This window comes from Metabacillus rhizolycopersici, assembly GCF_020075705.1.
In genome coordinates, this window is sequence record NZ_JAIQUM010000022.1 from 1 (window position 1) to 25318 (window position 25318).

Genomic DNA, 25318 nt, shown 5'->3' on the forward strand with positions numbered 1-25318 from the left:
ACCCGTTCCCATGCCGAACACGGAAGTTAAGCTCTTCAGCGCCGATGGTAGTTGGGGGTTTCCCCCTGTGAGAGTAGGACGTTGCCAGGTAATGAGTAAAAAGATCAGTAGAGATACTGGTCTTTTTTGTGTATAAAATGATTATTTCATGCACAAGGAATTTATAAAATTCCTTTACTATGGATAAACACACGATATCCAGAGCAAGTGTCTGGCCCCGAGTACAGGACGTGCAAGTGCAGGTCAATGCCGATAGGACGTTGCGCTTTGTACTGCCTCTTAGGTCTACAGCCACTCATGAGGTTGATCAAGGCGCTTTCACTTATTTAGAAAACAGCCATTTGAAAAAAATACAATAATTTCTAAAAAGATTCTTTTAAATCTGCTCCTATGTTATATTCGGATAAAAAGGTGTGAAGCTGGGATGGGAAACAATGTTAAGGATAACTGGAATGCAAGTATATATGACGGCAGTCATCAATTTGTTTCGAAATACGGTGAGAGCTTAGTTGACTTATTAGATCCTCAAAAGGGTGAAGCCGTTTTTGACGTTGGATGTGGTACCGGTGACTTAGCCAATTCATTAGCCAAACTTGGATGCAATGTGATTGGCATTGATAAGTCAGCAAATATGGTACAGCTTGCAAGAGTGAAATATAGTGAAATTCCTTTTCATGTTAAGGACGTTTTAGAGATAGATTATAAAGATGAGTTCGATGCTGTTTTTTCAAATGCCACCCTTCATTGGATTAAGCAGCCTAAGGATGCTTTGCAAGCTATTTTCCATTCGTTAAAAGTTGGCGGAAGATTTGTTGCTGAATTCGGTGGAGAAGGTAATGTTAAGATGATAACAGAGGAAATTAGAAAACAATTTGCAAGAGTAGGAATCGAGTATAAATCGCCTTGGTATTACCCTAGCATTGGACAATATACTTCGTTAATGGAGGAAGTTGGGTTTAGAGTTACCTTTGCTGCCCATTTTGATAGACCGACACGACTAGAAGGGGAACATGGGCTAAGAAATTGGATAGAGATGTTTGGTACAAGCTTCTTTGAATCTGTACCTGCTCAGACAAAAAATGAAATCATGACGAGAGTTGTAGATAATTTAAAGACTTTTCTTTATAAAGATGATCAATGGACAGCAGATTATAAAAGACTTCGGGTTATAGGTTACAAACTGAATTAAGTTTTAAGTATGAGACAGTAACATTGCTTACTGTTCTTTTTTGCTTAGGAATTTATAAAATTCTTGTACTGTGGAAAGCGCACGACATCCAGCTCCAGCGCCTAGCCGCTCTTGGGTCTACAGCAACTTTTGAATAGAAGACTGATTAAGGCGCTTGCACTTTTGTTCTTGTCTATTTTAAAGTAAGAACTTTGATATAGTATAGAGTATTGCGGTTTATATTATTTTAGAATAATTATTAAAGATATTTTATCGGAATATTCGGTGAAATTTAACGGAATTTTATTATAATTAATTTAGTCTATAATATAAATTAGAAAGATTGTATTAACTATTATACATTAGTAAAATTATTGCCATTTGAGGAGAATCTGTAGTCCTATCCTTCCAATTGAAGACGATTTCTGTCCGATGTTGAATAAGGGCTGTTCGAAAAAGGGAGAATTAGAAATGACAACTAAGCCAAAAAAGCAAAAATTTATCGTTGCAGAGCACGAATCAATCGATGAATGTTTAGATAGGATGCGTAAAGATGGATATTATCCAGTTAGAAGGATGGAGCAACCAATCTTTAAGGAAGAGGTACGCGATAATATCGTTGAACATGTGCCTTGCGGTAGAGAGATCATTTTTGAAGGAAAACTACTCTAAAAACCGAACATTAACTTTGGAATATAATAGATTGTTCGATTTTACGTTGACATCACGAATCTTCATTGTTACTATTAAACATGTAAATAATTGATAAGCGACAACCTTATATAACGTTGGGGATATGGCCCAAAAGTTTCTACCCGATGACCGTAAATCGTCGGACTATAAGGGAAAGTGTACGTATCAACGATTCGGAACCATTATAAAGGTTAAATCCGAGCTCGATGTACTGTATTTTCTCTATTACTAAGAGAAGGTTGTGTATCGAGCTTTTTATATGATTGAAGAGAGTAAGAAATGGCTATCCTCTTTTTAAATAGGCCATAGGTAGCTTAAAAATAAGTTTTTGTTGTTTTGTATCTAAAGTTATTCTAAAAGGTGGGAAAAGGATGGAACCGCTTGTAGGCGTTATTATGGGAAGTACATCTGACTGGGAAACAATGATGCATGCATGTGAAATATTAGATGAACTGGGAATCCCTTATGAAAAGAAGGTAGTATCTGCACATCGTACTCCAGATTACATGTTTGAGTATGCAGAAAATGCAAGAAATAGAGGTTTAAAGGTCATTGTTGCTGGTGCCGGTGGTGCAGCACATCTTCCAGGAATGGTTGCAGCAAAAACGACAATTCCAGTAATTGGCGTACCGGTTCAATCAAAGGCATTAAATGGTCTTGATTCATTATTATCGATTGTTCAAATGCCTGGAGGTGTTCCAGTTGCAACAGTTGCCATCGGAAAAGCGGGGGCAACGAATGCAGGATTGCTTGCAGCTCAGATCCTATCTACAGGAGATAATGACTTGGCAGACAGACTGGATAGTAGAAGAGAAGAGCTTCGTCTAAAAGTGTTAGAGAGCAGTGATGAACTTGAATAATAAAAGAATCATGCCTGGAGCAACAATAGGAATTATCGGTGGCGGTCAGCTTGGTAGAATGATGGCGATTGAGGCTAGACAGTTAGGATATCGGATTGCCGTATTAGATCCTACAAAAGATTGCCCGTGTGGCCAATTGGCTGATAGTGAGATAACAGCAAGCTATGATGATTTAGACGCGATAAAAGAGTTAGCTGAAATTAGTGATGTGATAACGTATGAGTTTGAAAATATAGATTATAAGGCTTTGCACTGGCTGGAGGAACATGCATATTTACCTCAAAAGAGTGCATTACTATTGCTTACACAGGATCGTGAAACAGAGAAGGCTGCAATTAAACGTGCAGGGTGTGATGTAGCTCCTTATAAGATTGTTCATAATGAGGAGGAGCTGACAAGTGCCACATCGGAACTTGGTTATCCAAGTGTGCTGAAGACGTGTAGAGGTGGCTACGATGGAAAAGGTCAGGTTGTGCTTCGTACTGAGCAGGCACTAATGGATGCTAAAAAACTTTTGCTACATGGAACATGCATATTAGAGAAATGGGTTCCTTTCGAAAAGGAAATTTCCGTTATTGTTACGAGATCTGTCAATGGAGATACAAAGACTTTTCCTGTAGCTGAGAATATCCATAAAGATAATATTTTGTATCAAAGTATTGTTCCAGCACGTGTCTCTGAAGAAACCCTTGAAGAAGCAAAGCAATTAGCGATAAAGCTTTCCAATAGCTTTGAGCTTGTTGGAACACTTGCCGTAGAAATGTTTTTGACGAAGGACGGAGAGATCTATATTAATGAATTAGCTCCTCGTCCACATAATTCAGGTCATTATACAATTGACCTCTGTGAAACAAATCAATTTGAACAACATGTTCGAGCTATTTGTAATCTTCCTCTTGGAAATACGACATTGCGACAAAGTGGTATGATGGTAAACCTTTTAGGAGAAGATTTAGCTATTGTTACGGACCATATCTCGTTACTAGAAAGGGCAAAACTTCACCTTTACGGGAAGAAAGAGCCAATTTCAAAACGGAAGATGGGGCATATTACAATAATGAGTGATTCATTAGAAGAAGACATAGAAGCTGTTAACCAGATTTGGGGCCTAAAATAGATCGGAGGAAATAGGATGATCGAACGTTATGCAAGACCAGAAATGAGTGCAATTTGGACGGAAGAAAACAAATTTAAAGCATGGCTAGAAGTTGAAATCCTTGCTTGTGAAGCTTGGGCTGAATTAGGTGTAATTCCGAAAGAAGACGTTGCACTTCTTCGTGAAAATGCATCATTTGATGTTAATCGAATTAACGAAATTGAGCTAGAAACACGTCATGATGTTGTAGCATTTACAAGAGCAGTTTCTGAGACATTAGGTGAAGAGCGCAAATGGGTTCATTACGGTTTAACATCAACAGATGTTGTAGACACAGCTCTGTCCTACTTACTTAAACAAGCAAATGATATTCTTTTAAAAGATATTGAGAACTTCATTCAAATCTTAAAAGAAAAAGCACAAGAACATAAATATACAGTTATGATGGGGCGTACTCACGGAGTTCACGCGGAACCAACAACATTTGGGTTGAAAATGGGCCTATGGTATGAAGAAATGAAGCGTAATCTAGATCGCTTTAAACGTGCAGCATCAGGTGTTGAGTTTGGTAAGATCTCAGGAGCTGTAGGAACTTATGCAAACATCGATCCTTTTGTAGAAAAATATGTTTGTGAAAAATTAGGAACAAGCCCAGCACCAATCTCAACGCAAACACTACAGCGTGATCGTCATGCAGACTACATGGGAACTTTAGCATTAATCGCAACTTCAATTGAAAAATTTGCAATTGAAATTCGTGGATTACAAAAGAGTGAAACACGTGAAGTGGAAGAATCTTTTGCTAAAGGTCAAAAAGGATCTTCTGCGATGCCACATAAACGTAATCCGATCGGCTCTGAAAACATGACAGGTCTTGCCCGTGTGATTCGCGGTTATATGTTAACAGCTTATGAAAATGTGCCATTATGGCATGAAAGAGATATATCTCATTCATCTGCTGAACGTATTATCTTACCAGATGCGACAATCGCTTTAAATTACATGTTAAATCGCTTTGGAAACATTGTGAAAAATTTAACTGTATTCCCGGAAAACATGAAGCGTAATATGGACCGTACACAAGGCTTAATCTATTCTCAACGTGTGCTACTAGCTCTAATTGATACTGGAATGACAAGAGAAGAAGCGTATGATCTTGTTCAACCGAAAGCAATGGAAGCATGGGAGAAGCAAGTACCATTCCGTGGGCTTGTTGAAGCGGAAGAAGCAATTACATCTCGCCTTTCTGCTGAAATGATCGAAGATTGCTTCGATTACAACTATCACTTAAAAGGCGTAGATACAATTTTTGAGCGTCTTGGTTTGTAAAAGTATAAAGGTTAGCAAGGGAGTTATAATAAGCCCCTTGCTAAATCTTATGATTAATAAATTGGGTTAGAAAATATGACAATCAATTCATACTACAAAAAAAATTTCCAATATTCCGTTTAGGAGGTCTTCCATGAGCACTGAAAAGCTTGAATTACTATATGAAGGCAAAGCAAAACGCATTTATAAAACAGACGAACCAGATATTTTACTTGTATCCTATAAGGATTCTGCCACAGCCTTTAATGGCGTGAAAAAGGAAGAGATTACTGGTAAAGGTCGTTTAAACAATGAGATTACAACAATTCTATTTGAAAAGCTAACAGCCAATAATATTGATAATCATTTTGTGAAAAGACTTTCTGAAACAGAGCAACTTGTGAAAAAAGTTACGATTATCCCACTTGAAGTAGTTGTCAGAAATGTTGTTGCAGGAAGCCTATCTAAACGAATCGGTATTGAAGAAGGAGTCATCCTGAAGCAACCGCTTGTTGAATTTTACTATAAAGATGATGAACTTGGTGACCCGTTAATAACGGAGGATCATATCGAGCTTTTAGAAGTAGCAACGAAAGAACAAGTTGAAACGTTAAAAACGCTTGCTAAAAAAGTTAACGAAGTGTTAAAAGCTCATTTTCTAACGTGTAACATCCAATTAATAGATTTCAAGCTTGAATTCGGTGTGACAAGCGAAGGGAAAATTATTTTAGCTGATGAAGTTTCTCCGGACACTTGTCGTTTATGGGATACCACCACAAATGAAAAATTTGATAAAGATGTATTTCGCAGAAATATGGGAAGTTTAACAGAAGCATATGAGGAAATTTTAACTAGACTTGGAGGACAATCAACATGTACAAAGTAAAAGTTTATGTCACGTTAAGAGAAAGTGTTTTAGACCCACAAGGAACAGCAGTGAAAAGTGCGTTACACAGTATGTCGTATAATGAAGTTGAAGATGTACGTATCGGAAAATTTATGGAACTTACGATTGAAAAGTCGGATCGTGACCTTGATGTCATTGTTCGTGAAATGTGTGAAAAATTACTTGCTAATACGGTAATTGAAGACTTTAGATATGAGGTACAGGAGGTTGTCACAAAGTGAAATTTGCTGTGATCGTATTCCCAGGTTCGAACTGTGACGTTGATATGTATCATGCTATTAAAGATGAGCTTGGTGAAGAAGTAGAATATGTATGGCATGACGAAACAGATTTAAGCGGTTTTGATGGTATTTTATTACCAGGTGGCTTTTCTTATGGAGACTATTTACGTACAGGTGCAATCGCTGGTTTTTCTAATGTAATGAAAGAAGTTGTTAAGGCTGCTGAAGCAGGGAAACCTGTTCTTGGCGTATGTAATGGATTCCAGATTTTATTAGAAGTAGGATTACTCCCAGGCGCGATGAAGAGAAACGAAAACTTAAAGTTCATGTGCCGACCTGTTCAATTAAAAGTTGCAAATAATGAAACAGCTTTTACATCAGAATATGAACAAAATGAAATTATTTCCGTTCCAATCGCACATGGTGAAGGAAATTATTATTGTGATGAGCAAACACTACAAACGCTTAAAGAAAATAAGCAAATTGCGTTTACCTACGAATCGAATCCAAATGGTAGCTTAGTGGATATCGCTGGTATTACGAATGAGCGCGGAAATGTATTAGGAATGATGCCACACCCTGAGCGTGCGGTTGACGAGTTACTAGGAAGTGCAGACGGATTAAAATTATTTAAATCAATCGTGAAAAACTGGAGGGAATCTCATGTCACTACAGCTTGAACCAACTAACCAGATGATAAAAGATGAAAAAATCTACAAACAAATGGGTGTAAGTGATGATGAGTTTGCCCTTATCGAAAAGATCATTGGACGTCTACCTAATTACACAGAAATCGGTGTTTTCTCCGTTATGTGGTCTGAACACTGTAGCTATAAAAACTCAAAGCCTATTTTAAAGAAATTCCCTGTAACAGGTGAAAAAGTTTTACAAGGTCCTGGAGAAGGAGCAGGGATTGTCGATATCGGAGACAATCAGGCGGTTGTGTTTAAAATTGAAAGTCATAACCATCCTTCAGCAATTGAGCCATATCAAGGTGCAGCAACTGGTGTAGGTGGAATTATTCGTGATGTATTCTCAATGGGAGCAAGACCAATTGCGATCTTAAACTCTTTACGTTTTGGTGAATTGAAAACTCCACGTGTGAAGTATTTGTTTGAAGAGGTTGTTGCTGGTATTGCTGGCTACGGTAACTGTATTGGTATTCCGACAGTAGGTGGGGAAATCCAATTTGATGACTCTTACGAAGGAAATCCACTCGTTAATGCAATGTGTGTTGGGTTAATTAATCATGAAGATATAAAGAAAGGCCTCGCAAAAGGCGTTGGCAACACAGTGATGTATGTTGGTGCTAAAACAGGTCGTGATGGAATTCACGGTGCAACATTTTCTTCTGAAGAATTAACCGAGGATTCTGGTGAAGATCGTTCAGCAGTACAAGTTGGCGATCCATTTATGGAGAAGCTTTTACTAGAAGCTTGTCTTGAAGTAGTAAAAAATGATGCTCTAGTAGGTATTCAAGATATGGGAGCTGCGGGTTTAACAAGCTCATCTGCTGAAATGGCAAGTAAAGCTGGATCTGGTATTGAAATGAACCTAGACTTAATACCACAGCGTGAAACAGGTATGACTCCATACGAAATGATGCTTTCTGAATCACAAGAAAGAATGCTGCTTGTTATTGAACGTGGAAGAGAGCAGGAGATTGTAGATCTTTTTGAAAAATATGATTTAGAGGCTGTAGCAGTTGGCCAGGTGACGGATGATAAAATGCTTCGTCTTTTCCATAAGGGTGAAATGGTAGCTGAGCTTCCAGTTGATGCGTTAGCTGAAGATGCACCTGTTTATCATAAACCTTCAAAAGTACCTGCATATTATGAAGAGTTCCAACAAATGGACGTTGCTCCAATCAACGTAGAAAATTACAAAGAAACGCTTATTGATTTATTAAAACAACCGACAATTGCAAGTAAAGAGTGGGTCTATGATCAATATGATTATATGGTACGAACAAATACAGTTGTAGCACCAGGTTCTGATGCTGCGGTTGTGCGAATTCGTGGTACGAAAAAGGCATTAGCGATGACGACTGATTGTAATTCTCGCTATCTTTACCTTGACCCTGAGGTAGGTGGACAAATTGCGGTAGCAGAAGCTGCTCGTAATATCGTTTGCTCAGGTGGAACGCCGTTAGCGATTACGGATAATTTAAACTTTGGTAATCCTGAAAAACCAGAAATTTTCTGGCAAATTGAAAAGGCGGCTGATGGTATTAGTGAAGCGTGTAGAGTGTTAAGCGCTCCTGTCATCGGTGGAAACGTGTCTTTATACAATGAAACAAATGGAACAGCAATTTATCCAACACCTGTCATTGGTATGGTTGGGCTAATTGAAGATACAGATTATATTACAACTCAAGACTTCAAAGAAGCTGGGGATCTAATCTACCTAATTGGCGAAACAAAGCCTGAATTTAGTGGAAGTGAGCTTCAGAAGCTTACTCATGGCAAAATCTTTGGTAAGTCTCCAGTAATAGATTTAGAGAAGGAAAGAAACGTATTAGGACAGATTTCAAAAGCAATCCGTGCAAATACAGTAGCATCTGCTCATGACGTGTCAGAAGGTGGAGTTGCTGTTGCCTTAGCAGAACCTCTATTTGGTGGTAAAGGGTTAGGTGCATCTGTAACGCTTAAAGGCGATGCAACTGCTGCATTATTTAGTGAATCACAAACTAGATTTGTTGTATCTGTTAAAAAGGAAAATCAACAAGCTTTCGAACAGCACGTTGATGCGGTTTGTATTGGTGAAGTAACGAATTCAGGTAAACTTATCATTAAAGACGAAAACGATGAATCACTTGTCGATGCATCTGTTGAAGAATTAAAGGATGCATGGAAAGGAGCTATCCCATGCTTGCTGAACTCAAGGGATTAAATGAAGAATGTGGAGTCTTCGGAATTTGGGGTCACCCAGATGCGGCTCAAATTACGTATTACGGACTACACAGTCTACAGCACAGAGGACAAGAGGGTGCAGGGATTGTTACGACTGATGGTGAGAAGCTAACAGGGATGAAAGGGTTAGGTTTAACATCAGAGGTATTTGGAAATGGTAAACTAAATGATTTATCAGGTAAAGCTGCAATAGGGCACGTTCGTTATGCGACTGCAGGTGGAGGTGGATACGAAAATGTCCAACCCCTCCTTTTTAAATCATCACATAGCGGAAGCCTAGCACTTGCGCATAATGGTAACCTTGTTAATGCAACACAGGTTAAACATCAGCTTGAGAGTCAAGGTAGTATTTTTCAAACAACTTCTGATACAGAGGTACTTGCTCATCTAATCAGAAGAAGCGGCCATATCGATATGAAGGAAGCTGTGAAAAATGCGTTAACAATGGTAAAGGGTGCTTATGCTTTCTTAATCATGACGGAAACAGAACTGATGGTCGCACTTGATCCTAATGGATTACGTCCATTATCGATCGGTGTGATGGGAGATGCTTATGTTGTTGCATCCGAAACATGTGCATTTGATGTTGTTGGTGCAAAATACGAACGAGATGTTCAACCTGGTGAGCTATTAATCATAAATGATGAAGGAATACGCTCTGAGCGTTTTTCAATGAATATCAATCGTGCAATGTGCAGCATGGAATATATTTATTTCTCTCGTCCTGATAGCGATATTGATGGAATTAATGTTCATACAGCTCGTAAAAATCTTGGAAAACGTCTAGCGGTTGAATCTGAGATTGAGGCAGATGTTGTGACAGGTGTACCTGATTCTAGTATTTCAGCAGCGATTGGGTTTGCCGAATTAACGGGAATTCCTTATGAACTAGGCTTAATAAAAAATCGTTATGTAGGTCGTACATTTATCCAGCCATCGCAAGCCTTACGTGAACAAGGTGTCAAAATGAAGTTATCAGCTGTACGTGGAGTTGTTGAAGGCAAAAGAGTTGTCATGGTTGATGACTCAATCGTACGTGGAACGACGAGCAGAAGAATTGTAACACTTCTTCGTGAGGCTGGTGCAAAAGAGGTGCATGTTCGGATTAGTTCGCCGCCAATCGCAAATCCTTGCTTTTATGGAATAGACACGTCAACACATGAAGAACTAATTGCATCAAACCATTCAGTTGAAGAAATCCGTGAAATGATTGGAGCAGATAGCCTTGCCTTTTTAAGTGTAGAAGGCTTAATTGAAGGAATCGGTCGACCATATGAAGGTGAGACGAAAGGGCAGTGCTTAGCATGCTTTACAGGGCGTTATCCAACTGAAATATATCAAGATACAGTCCTTCCTCATGAGAAGGCATAAATATAATTAGCCGATAGGAATCGAGTCTTCGATTCCTGTCTTACATTAATGAAGATTACTAGGAGGAATCAGACATGTCCGACGTTTATAAACAAGCTGGTGTCGATATCGAAGCAGGATATGAAGCCGTTTCTAGAATGAAAAAGCATGTTGCCAAAACAATGCGCGCGGGTGTTATGGGTGGACTTGGCGGTTTTGGAGGAATGTTTGATTTAAGTGAATTAAATTATAAAAAGCCAGTTCTCGTTTCAGGTACGGATGGTGTTGGAACGAAATTAAAGCTTGCATTTATGGCTGATAAGCATGACTCAATTGGGATCGATGCTGTCGCAATGTGTGTAAATGATATTTTAGCTCAAGGTGCAGAACCATTATTTTTCTTAGACTATCTAGCTTTAGGTAAAGCAAAGCCAGAAAAAATCGAGCAAATTGTAAAAGGGATTGCCGATGGCTGTGAGGAATCTGGTTGTGCATTGGTAGGTGGCGAAACAGCTGAAATGCCTGGATTGTATGAAGAAGATGAGTATGATGTAGCAGGTTTCTCAGTTGGAGTAGTGGAAAAGGAGAAAATAATTACTGGAGAAAACATCGCTCCTGGGCATGTTTTAGTAGGACTTTCATCAAGTGGAATCCACAGTAACGGGTTTTCATTAGTTCGTAAAATTCTCCTTGAAGATCACAAACTTGATTTGCAAGCTGTGTATGAACCATTCACGGAAAACTTAGGTGAAGTTTTATTAGCACCAACAAAATTATATGTTAAGCCGGTTCTAGAAGTGATTAAAAAGTATCAAATAGACGGAATGGCACATATTACAGGTGGAGGATTTATCGAAAATATTCCGCGGATGCTTCCTGAAGGAGTAGGTGTGGAAATTGACTTCGGTTCATGGCCAATACCGAAAATATTTGATTTCCTTAAAGAAAAAGGTGAACTTAGCCATGAAGATATGTTCAATGTCTTTAACATGGGAATCGGCTTTGTTCTTGCGGTAAAAGAGGAGCTTTTACAGGATGTGGTTCAGCTGTTAGAGACAAATGGTGAAAAGGCTTATATCATTGGCCGAGTGAAGCAAGGTTCAGGTGTTTCGTTTGGTGGGGGAGCTCTCCAATGAAGAAAATAGCCGTTTTTGCATCAGGTAATGGCAGTAACTTCCAAGCTATATATGATCAAATACAGCTTGGGGTCATAAATGCAGAAATTGGCCTTGTTGTTTGTGATAAGCCTCAAGCTGGTATCGTTGCGCGTGCAAAGTCAGCAAATATACCAGTCTTTAGCTTCATACCAAAAGACTATGAAACCAAATCACATTTTGAACGTGAAATTTTAGATGCTTTACAAATGCATGAAATTGATTTAGTCGTTCTTGCAGGTTATATGCGTTTAATTGGTTCAACACTATTAGAAACGTACGCAAATAAAATCGTGAATATCCATCCTTCCCTTTTGCCAGCATTCCCAGGTAAGGATGCAATCGGACAAGCCTTTCAAGCACGTGTAAAAGTATCAGGTGTCACCGTTCACTTTGTGGATTCAGGGATGGATACAGGTCCAATCATTGCTCAGCAAGCAATCGAAATTACAGATGAAGATACAATTGAAACGGTAGCTGAAAAAATTCATAAAGTTGAACATGCTTTATATCCAAAAGTAATTCAAGAATTAGTATCAAAATAATGCTAGAGGTGAATAAAATGGCAGTCAAACGCGCGCTTGTTAGTGTGTCAAATAAAGAAAATCTCGTTCCTTTTGTCAAAGAATTAATTGAGTTAGGCGTTGAAGTTATTTCTACAGGTGGAACGAAAGCATTGCTTGAAGAAAACGGCCTGAATGTAATTGGTATTTCTGAAGTAACTGGCTTTCCAGAAATCATGGACGGGCGTGTAAAAACACTTCATCCAAATATTCACGGTGGATTGCTAGCTGTACGTAATAATCCTAGTCATATGAACCAATTAAAGGAAAATAATATCGAAACAATCGATCTTGTTGTTGTCAATCTTTATCCTTTCAAAGAGACAATTTCAAAGCCGGACGTTAAATTCCAAGACGCAATTGAAAATATTGATATTGGCGGTCCTTCAATGCTTCGATCAGCAGCTAAAAATCATGAAGATGTGACAGTATTAGTTGATCCACAGGATTATAATGCGGTATTAGAAGAGTTAAAAGCATCTGGTGAAGTTTCTTTAGCACAAAAACAACGCTTGGCTGCAAAAGTATTTAGACATACAGCTGCTTATGATGCATTAATTGCTGAATTTTTAACAAACTCAATTGGTGAAGAAGATCCAGAAACAGTCACATATACGTTTGAGAAAAAACAATCACTTCGTTACGGGGAAAATCCTCATCAAAAAGCAACATTTTATCAAAAGCCTTTCGTTCCAGTTGCTTCTATTGCAAATGCACAGCAGCTTCACGGGAAAGAGCTTTCGTTTAATAACATTAAAGATGCTGATGCAGCATTGCAAATCGTTCGTGAATTTACAGAACCAGCAGCTGTTGCCGTTAAACATATGAATCCATGTGGCGTTGGTGTCGGAACGTCAACACTTGAAGCATATACACGTTGTTATGAAGCGGACCCAACGTCTATTTTCGGTGGTATCGTTGCGCTAAACCATGAGGTTGATGTAGCAACTGCTGAAAAGTTACATGAAATTTTCCTTGAAATCGTTATTGCCCCTTCTTTCAGTAAGGAAGCATTAGACGTGTTAACAGGGAAGAAAAATCTTCGTCTATTAACGATTGATGTGTCTGCACCTTCTAAGCCTGAAAAACAACTTCAATCTGTACATGGCGGATTGCTTGTTCAAGATCAAGATACATTATCACTTGATAATGTAGAGGTAACGATTCCAACGAAGCGCGAGCCTTCTGAGGATGAGTGGAAGGATTTAAAATTAGCTTGGAAAGTTGTTAAGCATGTCAAATCAAATGCGATTGTCCTTGCTAAAGATGAAATGACTGTTGGAGTTGGTGCGGGGCAAATGAACCGTGTAGGCTCAGCAAAAATTGCGATTGAGCAAGCTGGTGAAAAGGCAAAAGGAAGTGCTTTAGGTTCTGATGCATTTTTCCCAATGTCAGATACAGTGGAAACTGCTGCAAAAGCAGGTATCACAGCTATTATCCAGCCAGGTGGCTCAATCCGTGACGAAGAATCAATTCGTATGGCTGATGAATATGGAATTGCAATGGTATTCACAGGAGTACGTCATTTTAAACATTGATACGAAAAGCGGAAGCGCCTTGTTCAGCCCCGACAAGCATAAGACGCTCAGGAATAGAAGGCGTTCTTTGCCTTCAATTCCTGAGTGGCTTATGACCTCGAGGGGCTAGGCGCTGGAGCTAGACAATTCTCGAAGCCTAAACTTATAAATTCTGATATCAGAACAAAAGCGTAAGCGCCCGTTTAGCGATGTATGAGCTGGAGCTAGATGTTGTGCGCTTATCCGCAGTACAAGAATTTTATAATTTCTTAAACCATAAAAATGGGGTGTTAACATGAATGTTCTAATCATAGGGCAAGGTGGACGTGAACATGCACTTGTTTGGAAGGCAGTAAAAAGTAATCTTGTAGATGAAGTCTTTGTTGCACCAGGAAATGATGGAATGAATGACCTGGCAACAAGAGTATCCATTAGCGAGTCTGACACACAAGGGTTGTTAGAATTTGCGAAAGAAAAAAACATTGATTTAACAATTGTCGGTCCTGAAGTTCCATTATTGAATGGGGTTGTAAATGAATTTGAAGCAGCGGGATTAAAAATATTTGGTCCAACGAAAGAAGCTGCTCTAATCGAAGGTAGTAAAAACTTTGCGAAGGAACTTATGGTGAAATACGACATTCCAACGGCTGATTACCAAACGTTTACTTCACTAGATGATGCAAAGGCATATGTAGAAGAAAAGGGTGCTCCTATTGTCATAAAAGCAGATGGACTTGCTGCTGGAAAAGGAGTAACTGTTGCTGAAACCGTTGATGTAGCAATTGAAAGTTTAACGGAAATGCTTGAGGGTGGAAAATTTGGCGAGGCTTCTCAGTCTGTCGTTGTTGAGGAATTTCTTGCAGGGGAAGAATTTTCTTTAATGGCTTTTGTAAAAGGTGAGAAGGTATATCCAATGGTTATCGCTCAAGATCATAAACGTGCGTATGACAATGACGAGGGACCTAATACTGGAGGAATGGGAGCATATTCTCCCGTGCCACAGATTTCTGAGCAGGTCGTTGAGACAGCGATAGAGACGATATTAAAGCCTGCAGCAAAAGCACTTGTAAGTGAAGGTCGCTCTTTCACAGGGATACTATACGCTGGACTAATCCTTACAACTGCTGGACCAAAGGTAATCGAATTTAATGCGCGTTTTGGTGATCCAGAAACACAGGTAGTCCTTCCAAGACTTGAATCAGATTTAGTTGAATCATTATTAGCGATTCTTGATGATAAACCTGTTGAACTCGTTTGGTCACAGAAAGCTGTTTTAGGAGTTGTACTCGCTTCAAAAGGTTATCCAAACGAGTACGAAAAAGGACTGCCAATTGGTCCATTGACAGCTACAAACGAAGAAGCAGTTATTTTCCATGCTGGAACGAAAAAAGTTGAAGATCAATTCGTTAATAACGGTGGTCGTGTATTGGTTGTTTCAGGCTTTGGTGAAACAATACTCGATGCTCAAAAACAAGCTTATGAGCTTGTTGAAAAAGTAGCGGCACCTGCCTTATTTTACAGAACAGATATCGGATACAAAGCAATTAAGCACGGCGTTTCTTAATATAAACGAACAATACCGCAATAATTCCGCCGATAAGTGCAATTAAACTAAACGACATATCGGTTAAGTATTCTAAAAACATGTGAACACCTCCAATTTAAATAAGGGACTGGCCTTCAAGCCAGTCCCATTTTTGGTATTAAGAAGGATTGAATACAACCTTTTCATCATCTTCTTCAAGATTTTCTTCATCCTTTAAGAATGGAGTTTTGGCGTTTTTAACTAAATAGACGAACGGGCAGAAACGTAAAATTCCTTCTCCGACCTTCATTGCCCCGATTACATTCAGAATGAAATAGCAATCTCTCCAAGGCTTTTTGCAAGATTTAGATGTAGACCAAGCAAGGATAGTCAGACCACATGTAATTCTAATTAATGCATTTACGATACCTATATTTGGACGAATCGATTTTAAAACCCCCATAAATGTAATAAAATTGAAACAAAACTTTCATGCTTTACTAAGCTGAATATGTTAACATAGTAGATAATTAGTAAAAAATGGAGGGTTACCTATGCCCCATGGGAAATTTCATTGGAAAAACAGTCAAATACGTAAACAAATAGATGTACTATCACAAAAACTTGCACCAACAATTGTGTTAAAGAATGCTACCTACCTTAATTCTTACTTGCGTCAATGGATTAAAGCGAATATCTGGATATATGAAGATCGAATTGTCTATGTTGGAGACAATTTACCAGATTATTCAGCACAAACAGACATCATTGATTGTTCAAACAAAGTTGTTGTGCCAGGCTACATTGAGCCACATGCACATCCTTTTCAACTATATAATCCCCATACATTAGCAAAGTATGTGTCACAAACAGGAACAACAACATTTATAGGAGATAATCTTTTTTTACTTTTACAATGCGAAAAAAAGAAAGCGCTTACGTTTCTTGATGATATAGAAAAGCTACCTTACCATTTTTATTGGTGGGCAAGATTTGATTTGCAAACAGAGGTTCGATCTGAAGAAACTATTTTTACTCACGACTTTATGAATGAATGGTTAGATCATAAAGCTGTTATTCAAGGTGGTGAACTAACAAGCTGGCCAAAGCTAATAGATGGTGATGACTGGATACTATATTGGCTTCAAGAAACGAAGAGCAGGGGAAAAAGACTTGAAGGACATTTTCCTGGTGCTTCTGAAAATACGTTAACAAAAATGAAACTATTTGGAGTCGACAGCGACCATGAATCGATGACAGGCAAAGATGTCATAAACCGTCTGAAAATGGGCTATACAGCAGCAATCAGACATTCATCTATCCGACCAGACCTCGTTAAACTGATAAAGGAGATACAGGAGGAGGGGTTAACAACGTATGATCATGTCTATTATACAACTGATGGGGCAACGCCAACTTTTTATGAAGATGGCATGATTAACCGTTGTATTGAAATTGCGCTAGAATGCAACGTCCCAGCAATTGATGCATACAATATGGCATCCTTTAATATAGCAAAATACTATCAGCTTGAAGATAAACTAGGTGTTATTTCACCAGGCCGAATAGCTACTTTAAATATATTGGATTCTATTGACAGACCAAATCCGACTTCAGTAATGTCTAAAGGGTTATGGTTACTTAAGGATAATCAGCCTCAAGAAGTGAAAGATGTTGTAAATTGGGGAGAATATGGCCTAGGACCAGCAGAATTAAATTGGAATCTGGAGATGGATGATCTACAGTTTTCCATGCCATTAGGAATGAAGATGAGAAATGCAGTCATCATGGAGCCTTATTCGATAACAATTGATAGTACAGATAACGAAATTTCCGAAAGTCATGATGAAAGCTACCTAGCATTAATTGATCGTAGTGGAGAATGGAGAAATAATACAATATTAAAAGGCTTTTCTCAACATATCCAAGGCTTTGCAAGCTCTTATTCCTCAACAGGCGATATTATTATTATTGGAAAAAGTAAAACGGAAATGGCTGCTGCATTTACGCGCATGAAAGAAATTGGTGGTGGAATTGTCTTAACTGAAAATGGGAAGGTACTATTTGAAATGCCATTAGAGCTAAATGGAAGTGCCTCAAATAAAAGCTTAGAAGAGGTCATGATAAAACAAAACCAATTAAATTCTCTTTTGAAAGAAAGAGGCTATAGCTTTGATGATCCAATTTCTTCTTTGTTATACTTGTCGGCTACACTTTTGCCATATATTCGAATAACACCACAAGGCATTTTTGATGTTATGAAAAAAACGGTACTCTTTCCGTCTATAATGCGTTAAAATATAAAAGTAATAAAGTGTAAGGTTGTGTTAGTTTGATAAAAGGAAAATTCTCATTTGTGATTTTGTCCACATTACTAGTAATTAGTGCTTGTGGCAATAAAGAAGAGCACAATACGACAAGTAACCAGGGGTCTGTTCAGAATGAGGCCAAACCGGTTGCTGTTGAAGTCGGGGAAGAAACAATTTATCCGCTCACCGGACTTGAAGCAATAGATGGTGAACAGAACCAACGCCCAGTGGCAGTTATGATTAATAATCACCCAAATGCTAGACCTCAATCGGGTCTTCATAAAGCTGATATTGTCTATGAAGTTCTTTCAGAGGGGAGCATTACTCGATTTTTGGCAATCTTCCAGAGTGAATTACCTGATGTTATCGGACCTGTTCGAAGTGCAAGAGAATATTATGTTGATCTCAGTAAAGGCTACAATGCACTTTATATTAGTCATGGCTGGAGCCCAACGGCTAAACAAAAGCTGGAAGCGGGAGAAGCCGATTATTTAAATGGATTGTTTTATGATGGCACATTATTTTGGAGAGCAGCTCATCGTAAAGCACCACATAATTCATATATATCAAATGAAAATATTGTAAAGGGCGCTGTATCCAATAACTATGAAATAGCGGCTGAAGTAGAACCCTATCCGTTTCTTTCAGAAGAAGAAATTGCAAACTTAGAGGGAGAACCATCAAGCAAATTTGTTGTGAAATATGGTAAATCTCAAACATGGCAATCGACATATGAGTATAATCAAACAAAACAAAGCTATAGTCGTTTTAGTGATAATGAACAAACGGTTGATTTAGAAAGTGGAGAACCGGTTTCTCTAAGCAACATTTTCGTCGTTGAAATGAATCATTCATATCTAGATGATTATGGAAGAAGGGGAATTGATCTGACATCAGGAGGTAAGGCGATACTCTTCCAAAAGGGATTAAAGCAAGAGTTGGAATGGGAAAATCGTGATGGAAGGATCATTCCGATTAAAAATGGTGAAGTTGTAAAGTTTGTGCCAGGAAAAACGTGGATTAATATTGTCCCAAACATCATAGATACATTTTCAGATCAATCGTAAAAGCAAAAGGAGAATGTTTATGCAAATAGAAAAGCTTCGTGGTAAAGAACTGGATCAGCTCTTTAAATCTATTTTGTCATTAAAAGATTTAGAAGAATGTTATCGCTTCTTTGATGATCTTTGTACTGTAAATGAAATCCAATCGCTTGCACAAAGATTAGAAGTAGCAAGAATGCTTAGCGAAGGATTTACCTATCATAAAATCGAATCAGAAACGGGTGCAAGTACTGCTACCATTTCACGTGTAAAACGTTGTTTGAATTATGGAAACGATGCCTATCAAATGGCATTGGAACGAGTACATGATAAAAAACAACCGACCAAATCAGAATAAAAAAAGTCCGATTAATGAAAAAAGAAGCTAATCTACTATCTAGTTGATTAGCTTCTTTTATTGTCTTTCTATCAATGGAATTCTTCGTTTTTTTAATACTATCAGAATTTATATGTTTTGTACTTTGTTTTGGTGTCTAGCGCAAGCGTCCTAGCCCCCTCAGGTCTAGTCACACATGAATTGACAAAGAACGCCTTCTATTCATGTGCGTCTTATGCCTGCCTTAGGCTGATCAAGGTGCTTGCTCTTTTCTTAGTAATTGTCAAAATTAGATCAGAGCTTCGCGTTTTTTGCATATGGGATCTTTGCTATAATAGTGGAATGGATATTTTTGAATGGAGGAGTCCTGTATGTATGATATTAACGAGTGGAAGCATGTATTTAAACTCGATCCCGATAAAGAAATAAGTGATGAAGACTTAGAAAAAATCTGTGAATCAGGAACAGATGGTATTATTGTTGGGGGAAGCGATAATATTACAGAAGATAATGTGTTGAATTTAATGTCGCGAATCCGTCGCTACCTGATTCCGTGTGTTTTAGAGGTTTCAAATGCCGAAGCAATTATTCCTGGGTTTGACTTATATTTTATCCCGACTGTTTTAAATAGCAGCAGCACAAGGTGGATTATTGATTTGCATCATGAAGCGGTAAAGGAATTTGGGGAAATCATGAATTGGGAGGAGCTAATTGTTGAAGGGTATTGCATTTTAAATCCTGATTGTAAAGCTGCTACCCTGGCAGATGCTAAAACTGACCTTTCAATTGAAGATGTTGTGGCGTATGCGCGCGTCGCAGAAAATATGTTCCACTTACCGATTTTTTATCTTGAATATAGTGGGAAGCTAGGAGATATTACTGTAGTTGAGCAAACAAAAAAAGCTTTAACAAGTACGAAGCTTTTCTACGGAGGTGGAATAACATCGGCAGAGGAAGCGAAGAATTTTGCACAATATGCTGATGCTGTAGTAGTTGGAAATATTATTTATACAGATTTGAACGCAGCTCTTCAAACGGTCGAAGCTGTAAAATAATTTAAAGGGTCCGAATACCTCCAGTTTAATTTGGAAATAGGCTAGCTAGCTTATTAATAGGTTTTTGTATTTAGTGGTAGTATTCAACCACATTCTTTTGATAAAATAGAACATATGTTTGTTAAGGCGGTGAAGAAGTTGCAATTTTTATCAAATCAATTACTTACAGGTTTGAACGACATGCAACAAGCAGCAGTAAAAGCAACGGATGGGCCATTATTAATCATGGCAGGAGCGGGGAGTGGTAAAACCCGAGTGTTAACCCATCGGATTGCCTATTTAATGACAGAAAAACAAATAGCACCATGGAATATTTTGGCGATTACGTTTACAAATAAAGCGGCTCGCGAAATGAAGGAAAGAATTCAGCGAATTTTAGGCCCAGGAGCAGATGATATATGGATTTCAACCTTTCACTCCATGTGCGTGCGGATTTTGCGTCGAGATAGTGACAGAATGGGGATAAATCGTAACTTTTCCATCCTTGATACGACTGATCAATTGTCAGTAATCAAAACGGTGCTGAAAGAGAAAAATCTCGACCCTAAGAAACACGATCCAAGAAGCTTATTAGGGACAATTAGTAGTGCGAAAAATGAACTTATCACACCAGAGGAATTTGATAAAACAGCTAACGGTCACTATGAACAAACGGTAAGCGACGTTTATAAGGAGTATCAAAAAAAGTTACGCAAAAATCAATCTCTTGATTTTGATGATCTAATTATGTCAACCATTCAATTGTTTCAACGAGTCCCTGAGGTTCTTGAAACGTACCAAAGAAAGTTTCAATATATTCATGTTGATGAGTATCAGGATAGTGCGACACGTTGCTAATTGAAAAGATTAGCCACTAGCATAAAGCTAGGAGAACTGATGATTTGAAGAGTCGAATGATGGGGTAACGTCCTGAAAGGCTCTCCCTGATCCTCCGAATAGCGTCAAGGAAGGTAAGTGTCCCTGAGGTTATAAGCTCGGTGAAGTCGGCTGAATGTTGCCGTAACAAATCAAGTTGACGAAAGCTTTCCAGAGGTGGAAGGTGTAACAAGATAAGCCGGGGGTCTATAAAACGCTCATGGTGAGAATGTTGGCGCGAAAAAGCCAACTGACGAAAATCCGAATGTACGGCTCTAGAGGTATAGATACTAGAAATGGTATTGCCACGGTTCGTGGTGCTAGTGAGGTGGAGTAAGAGTTGTCTTTATGAAACACCTTGTCGTGTTACAGGCATGATCAAGCTAGCAGGGCTAGAGGATTCACCTACAAGTGCATGTACAGATAAAATCATTGGAACGTGGGAAGCTGACAACGTGGAGGTCTTACTACCGTTGAAGCGGTGTTAAGGAAGGGCATAAGCCATAACTTATCTTTATGTCAGTGATAGTGGTGGCACAGTACCGTTGAAGTGATGGAAACATCATGGAGGGATAGCCACTAGTCAATTTGTTAAAGCAACTACATTTATCGTCTATCAGGTTCGAGAGACTTTCAAAAAATGCAAACCAACCCTTATAGGTTCGTATACTGAACCTAAATAAAGATGCCATTAAGATAATCAACAAACTTCGCAAGTTGGTTGGAAACGATAAAATAGTAGCTTGATGATAACGAATTGATGGAACGCCGTATGCGGGGAAACTCGCACGTACGGTGTGAATGGGGGGAAAAGCTGGAGATGACTTCAAAGGCTTACCTATCCATATCCAATAGAGCCCAATATATGTTAGTAAAACTCTTAGCAGCAAGGTTTAAAAATCTTTGTGTAGTCGGTGATTCTGATCAATCGATATATCGCTGGCGTGGTGCTGATATTGCCAATATCCTTTCTTTTGAAAAAGATTATCCTAATGCAAATGTGATTTTGCTAGAACAAAATTACCGTTCAACTAAGTTGATTTTAGATGCAGCAAATGGGGTTATCAAAAATAATTCAAATCGTAAACCGAAAAAGCTTTGGACAGAAAATCAACAGGGATCAAAGATTTCGTATTATCGAGCAGATAGTGAAGCAGCGGAAGGGCAATTTGTTGTAGGAAAAATCAAACAGCTTGTCGATTCAGGGCAAAGAAAGCTTTCAGAAATTGCGATTTTATACCGAACAAATGCTCAATCGAGGATCATAGAGGAAGTTTTACTTAAATCTAATCTGAATTATACGATTGTCGGTGGAATTAAGTTCTATGATCGTAAAGAGATTAAGGACTTGCTCGCTTACTTACGATTAATCTCCAACCCGGATGATGATATTAGTTTAAGACGTATCATTAATGTACCTAAACGAGGTGTTGGTTCGACATCAGTAGATAAAATTGCGAATTATGCAATTGATCATGACTTGTCACTGTTTCAAGCATTAAATGAAATTGAACAAATTGGTGTAAGTGCACGGGTAATCAATGCATTGGTTGAATTCCGTGAATTAATTCGTAACCTCGGCAATATGCAGGATTATTTATCCGTTACAGAGCTAGCAGAAGAGATTATCGAGAAATCTGGTTATCGAGACATGCTGAAACAAGAGAAAACAATTGAGGCACAGAGTCGTTTAGAGAATATTGATGAGTTTTTATCTGTTACGCAAACATTTGAAAAGCAGAATGAAGATAAAAGTCTCATTGCATTTTTAACCGATTTAGCGCTTGTAGCTGATATTGATAAGCTCGAGGAAGATGAGCAGGAACAAAGTGATGCGGTTGTGTTAATGACCCTGCACTCGGCAAAGGGGTTAGAATTCCCTGTCGTGTTTTTAATCGGGTTTGAAGAAGGTGTTTTTCCACATAGTCGTTCATTAATGGAAGAGGCTGAAATGGAAGAAGAGCGTCGCCTTGCCTACGTTGGGATTACTCGTGCTGAAAAAGAATTATTTATAACAAACGCACAAATGCGTACGTTATTTGGACGGACAAGCATGAATCCAGAGTCGCGATTTATTTCTGAAATACCAAGTGAGTTAATTGAGAATTTAAATGAAGCAAAGAAAAAGTTAAACACAGCAAAGAAATCTACCTCATCCTTCAATCAGGGGCGCAGGCTTGATACACGTCCACCTGTTTCAAGACCGGTTGCGACCTCAACGGGAGGAGACGGAATTTCTTGGGGTGTTGGTGATAAAGCAGAACATAAAAAGTGGGGTATTGGGACAGTAGTCAGCGTAAAAGGCACAGGTGAAGGAACGGAATTAGATATCGCCTTCCCAAGTCCAGTCGGAATTAAACGTCTGTTAGCAAAATTTGCGCCAATAAACCGTGTGTAAGAAGAAGTTCGGGTAGAAAGGATTGGACATCTGAATGGATAAACAATCAGCATTGAATAGAGTTCATGAGCTTCATGAGCTACTAAACATTTATAACTATGAGTACAATGTTTTAGATAAACCAAGTGTGCCGGATTCTGAATATGATCGATTAATGCAGGAACTATTAAAGCTTGAAGAGGCGTTTCCAGATTTGAAATCATCAGATTCTCCTACACAAAGGGTCGGAGGAGCTGTTTTAGAGGCTTTTCAAAAAGTTGTTCATCGGACATCAATGTTAAGCCTAGGAAATGCCTTTAATGAACAAGACTTAAGAGATTTTGACCGTCGTGTTCGGCAAGCTGTTGGCGATGATATTCAATATGTGGTCGAGTTGAAAATCGATGGTCTAGCCGTTTCTTTAAGGTATGAGAATGGATTATTCGTACAAGGTGCTACTCGTGGAGATGGTACAATAGGTGAAGATATTACGGAAAACCTAAAAACAATTCGCTCGATTCCACTTAGAATAAAAAGAGAACTATCATTTGAGGTACGCGGTGAAGCATTTATGCCGAAAAAGTCTTTTGAAAAGCTTAATGAACTGCGTTTACAGCTTGAAGAAGAACCGTTTGCAAACCCGAGAAATGCTGCTGCAGGTTCGATTAGACAGCTTGATCCAAAAATAGCAGCAAAGCGTAACCTCGATATTTTTGTGTATAGCATTGCCGATTTAGGTGAAACAGGTGTTGAAAGACATAGTGAAGCACTAGACCTATTAGAAGACGTAGGATTTAAAACAAATCAAGAACGTAGAAAATGTACTAGCATCGAGGAAGTCCTTGCTGCTATCGAAGAAATTCAAGAAAAAAGAGCTTCATTGTCTTATGAAATCGATGGAATCGTCATAAAGGTCGATTCGCTTACACAACAGGAGGAACTTGGATTTACAGCTAAGAGTCCACGTTGGGCAATTGCTTACAAGTTCCCTGCTGAGGAAGTGATGACGAAGCTAATTGATATTGAATTAAGTGTGGGACGAACTGGTGTGATTACGCCAACAGCGATTTTAGAGCCTGTTAAAGTTGCAGGTACAACTGTTCAACGCGCATCTCTTCATAACGAGGATTTAATTCGAGAAAAAGATATTAAAATTGGTGATACAGTTGTTGTCAAAAAAGCAGGAGATATTATCCCAGAGGTTGTAAATGTTTTAGTAGATCAACGTACCGGTGAAGAACAAACATTTATGATGCCTACTCATTGTCCTGCTTGTGAAAGTGAACTCGTACGAATCGAAGGGGAGGTCGCACTCCGTTGTATTAACCCACAATGCCCTGCTCAAATAGTAGAAGGTCTTATTCACTTCGTCTCAAGAAATGCGATGAATATAGATGGTCTCGGGGAACGAGTTGTAGCGCAATTGTTCCAAGAAGGGTTAATTAAAGATGTTGCCGACTTATATAGATTAACCCGTGAACAGCTCATCCAGCTTGAGAGAATGGGTGAGAAGTCGACAGATAATTTACTAAGTGCAATAGAGCAATCGAAGGAAAACTCATTGGAGAAACTTCTGTTTGGATTAGGCATTCGCCATGTTGGAGCCAAGGCGGCAAAAACGTTAGCACAGTACTTTGAATCGATTGAAAAACTCATGCAGGCCTCAAATGAGGAACTAATCTCCATCAATGAAATAGGCGATAAAATGGCGGACGCAGTTGTTACTTATTTTGAAAACCCTGATGTACAGCATTTAATTAATGAACTTGCATCTCTTGGGGTTAATACTGCTTACAAAGGACCTAAGTTGATAAAAGCAGAAGATAGTGATTCGTACTTAGCTGGAAAAACAATTGTATTAACTGGAAAGCTTGAGCAGTTATCGCGAAATGAAGCCAAAGAAGGAATTGAGGCGCTCGGTGGGAAAGTAACCGGGAGTGTAAGTAAAAATACTGATCTTGTGGTAGCTGGTGAAGCTGCAGGCAGTAAGTTGAAAAAGGCCGAGGAATTAAACATTGAAATATGGGATGAAGCTCGGCTTGTCGCTGAACTAAATAAATAAAAGGTG

Annotated in this window: 21 protein-coding genes, 1 rRNA gene, 3 pseudogenes and 1 riboswitch; of the genes and pseudogenes, 22 read left to right on the forward strand and 3 right to left on the reverse strand. The window is 38.6% G+C overall.

Annotation, left to right across the window (positions count from 1 at the left end; translation table 11 throughout):
- From rrf to purD, 15 genes are all read left to right on the forward strand, one after another.
- A 5S ribosomal RNA gene (gene rrf / locus K9V48_RS11585) occupies positions 1-90 on the forward strand; the annotation flags it as partial.
- A 334-nt stretch (positions 91-424) separates the two neighbouring features.
- Entirely contained in the window at positions 425-1189 is a 765-nt protein-coding gene (locus K9V48_RS11590) for a class I SAM-dependent methyltransferase (protein ID WP_224139157.1), read from the forward strand.
- Positions 1190-1639: 450 nt separating this feature from the next.
- Complete coding sequence (locus K9V48_RS11595) at positions 1640-1840, forward strand: NETI motif-containing protein (RefSeq protein ID WP_224139158.1); 201 nt, start codon at positions 1640-1642, stop codon at positions 1838-1840.
- Positions 1841-1926: 86 nt separating this feature from the next.
- Positions 1927-2028: riboswitch (purine riboswitch) on the forward strand.
- A gap of 204 nt (positions 2029-2232) precedes the next feature.
- The gene (purE, locus tag K9V48_RS11600) at positions 2233-2721 is read left to right on the forward strand and encodes a 5-(carboxyamino)imidazole ribonucleotide mutase (protein ID WP_224139159.1); all 489 of its coding nucleotides are present in this window, start codon (positions 2233-2235) and stop codon (positions 2719-2721) included.
- Positions 2708-3838 (forward strand): 5-(carboxyamino)imidazole ribonucleotide synthase, encoded by a 1131-nt coding sequence (purK, locus tag K9V48_RS11605; RefSeq protein WP_224139160.1) that lies wholly within the window; start codon positions 2708-2710, stop codon positions 3836-3838. The genes purE and purK overlap by 14 nt, the downstream gene beginning before the upstream one ends.
- Positions 3839-3853: 15 nt before the next feature.
- Entirely contained in the window at positions 3854-5146 is a 1293-nt protein-coding gene (gene purB, locus K9V48_RS11610; RefSeq protein ID WP_224139161.1) for an adenylosuccinate lyase, read from the forward strand.
- 133 nt (positions 5147-5279) lie between these two features.
- Entirely contained in the window at positions 5280-6011 is a 732-nt protein-coding gene (purC, locus tag K9V48_RS11615) for a phosphoribosylaminoimidazolesuccinocarboxamide synthase (protein ID WP_224139162.1), read from the forward strand.
- Entirely contained in the window at positions 5999-6253 is a 255-nt protein-coding gene (purS, locus tag K9V48_RS11620; protein ID WP_111617687.1) for a phosphoribosylformylglycinamidine synthase subunit PurS, read from the forward strand. Before purC ends, purS begins: the two co-directional genes overlap by 13 nt.
- Positions 6250-6933 carry a phosphoribosylformylglycinamidine synthase subunit PurQ gene (gene purQ / locus K9V48_RS11625; protein WP_224139163.1) on the forward strand — a complete coding sequence of 228 codons (684 nt, stop codon included), beginning with the start codon at positions 6250-6252 and terminating at the stop codon, positions 6931-6933. The genes purS and purQ overlap by 4 nt, the downstream gene beginning before the upstream one ends.
- Positions 6917-9145 (forward strand): phosphoribosylformylglycinamidine synthase subunit PurL, encoded by a 2229-nt coding sequence (purL, locus tag K9V48_RS11630; RefSeq protein ID WP_224139164.1) that lies wholly within the window; start codon positions 6917-6919, stop codon positions 9143-9145. The genes purQ and purL overlap by 17 nt, the downstream gene beginning before the upstream one ends.
- Positions 9121-10536, forward strand: coding sequence for an amidophosphoribosyltransferase (gene purF, locus K9V48_RS11635; RefSeq protein ID WP_224139165.1), 1416 nt, complete (start codon positions 9121-9123; stop codon positions 10534-10536). Before purL ends, purF begins: the two co-directional genes overlap by 25 nt.
- Before the next feature lie 74 nt (positions 10537-10610).
- Positions 10611-11651: a phosphoribosylformylglycinamidine cyclo-ligase gene (gene purM / locus K9V48_RS11640; RefSeq protein WP_224139166.1), complete on the forward strand. Its 1041-nt coding sequence runs from the start codon at positions 10611-10613 to the stop codon at positions 11649-11651.
- Positions 11648-12214: a phosphoribosylglycinamide formyltransferase gene (gene purN, locus K9V48_RS11645; protein ID WP_224139167.1), complete on the forward strand. Its 567-nt coding sequence runs from the start codon at positions 11648-11650 to the stop codon at positions 12212-12214. The genes purM and purN overlap by 4 nt, the downstream gene beginning before the upstream one ends.
- A 17-nt stretch (positions 12215-12231) precedes the next feature.
- Positions 12232-13770 carry a bifunctional phosphoribosylaminoimidazolecarboxamide formyltransferase/IMP cyclohydrolase gene (gene purH, locus K9V48_RS11650; RefSeq protein ID WP_224139168.1) on the forward strand — a complete coding sequence of 513 codons (1539 nt, stop codon included), beginning with the start codon at positions 12232-12234 and terminating at the stop codon, positions 13768-13770.
- Positions 13771-14044: 274 nt separating this feature from the next.
- Entirely contained in the window at positions 14045-15313 is a 1269-nt protein-coding gene (gene purD / locus K9V48_RS11655; RefSeq protein ID WP_224139169.1) for a phosphoribosylamine--glycine ligase, read from the forward strand.
- Here the strand turns inward: purD and K9V48_RS29680 are convergent.
- From K9V48_RS29680 to K9V48_RS30165, 3 genes and pseudogenes are all read right to left on the reverse strand, one after another.
- Positions 15294-15395 carry an EYxxD motif small membrane protein gene (locus K9V48_RS29680; protein ID WP_368858292.1) on the reverse strand — a complete coding sequence of 34 codons (102 nt, stop codon included), beginning with the start codon at positions 15393-15395 and terminating at the stop codon, positions 15294-15296. The genes purD and K9V48_RS29680 overlap by 20 nt on opposite strands.
- Positions 15396-15452: 57 nt before the next feature.
- Positions 15453-15584, reverse strand: coding sequence for a hypothetical protein (locus K9V48_RS30160; protein WP_498043122.1), 132 nt, complete (start codon positions 15582-15584; stop codon positions 15453-15455).
- A 6-nt stretch (positions 15585-15590) separates the two neighbouring features.
- Positions 15591-15737: pseudogene (locus K9V48_RS30165) on the reverse strand (hypothetical protein); the annotation flags it as partial.
- A gap of 91 nt (positions 15738-15828) precedes the next feature.
- Between K9V48_RS30165 and K9V48_RS11665 the strand changes: the two are divergent.
- The 7 genes and pseudogenes from K9V48_RS11665 (at position 15829) to ligA (ending at position 25312) form a co-directional block, all read left to right on the forward strand.
- Complete coding sequence (locus K9V48_RS11665; RefSeq protein WP_224139171.1) at positions 15829-17571, forward strand: adenine deaminase C-terminal domain-containing protein; 1743 nt, start codon at positions 15829-15831, stop codon at positions 17569-17571.
- Positions 17572-17609: 38 nt separating this feature from the next.
- Positions 17610-18650, forward strand: a complete 1041-nt coding sequence (locus K9V48_RS11670; RefSeq protein WP_438803888.1) for a DUF3048 domain-containing protein — start codon at positions 17610-17612, stop codon at positions 18648-18650.
- Between the two features lie 19 nt (positions 18651-18669).
- A complete protein-coding gene (locus K9V48_RS11675; protein ID WP_224139173.1) occupies positions 18670-18984 on the forward strand; it encodes a YerC/YecD family TrpR-related protein in 315 nt (104 codons plus the stop codon).
- 350 nt (positions 18985-19334) lie between these two features.
- A complete protein-coding gene (gene pcrB / locus K9V48_RS11680) occupies positions 19335-20018 on the forward strand; it encodes a heptaprenylglyceryl phosphate synthase (protein ID WP_224139174.1) in 684 nt (227 codons plus the stop codon).
- Positions 20019-20156: 138 nt separating this feature from the next.
- Positions 20157-20840, forward strand: a pseudogene (locus K9V48_RS11685) (UvrD-helicase domain-containing protein); the annotation flags it as partial.
- Positions 20841-21720: 880 nt separating this feature from the next.
- Positions 21721-23271: pseudogene (locus K9V48_RS11690) on the forward strand (3'-5' exonuclease); the annotation flags it as partial.
- 34 nt (positions 23272-23305) lie between these two features.
- Entirely contained in the window at positions 23306-25312 is a 2007-nt protein-coding gene (gene ligA / locus K9V48_RS11695) for an NAD-dependent DNA ligase LigA (RefSeq protein ID WP_224139175.1), read from the forward strand.
- Positions 25313-25318 lie beyond the last annotated feature (6 nt).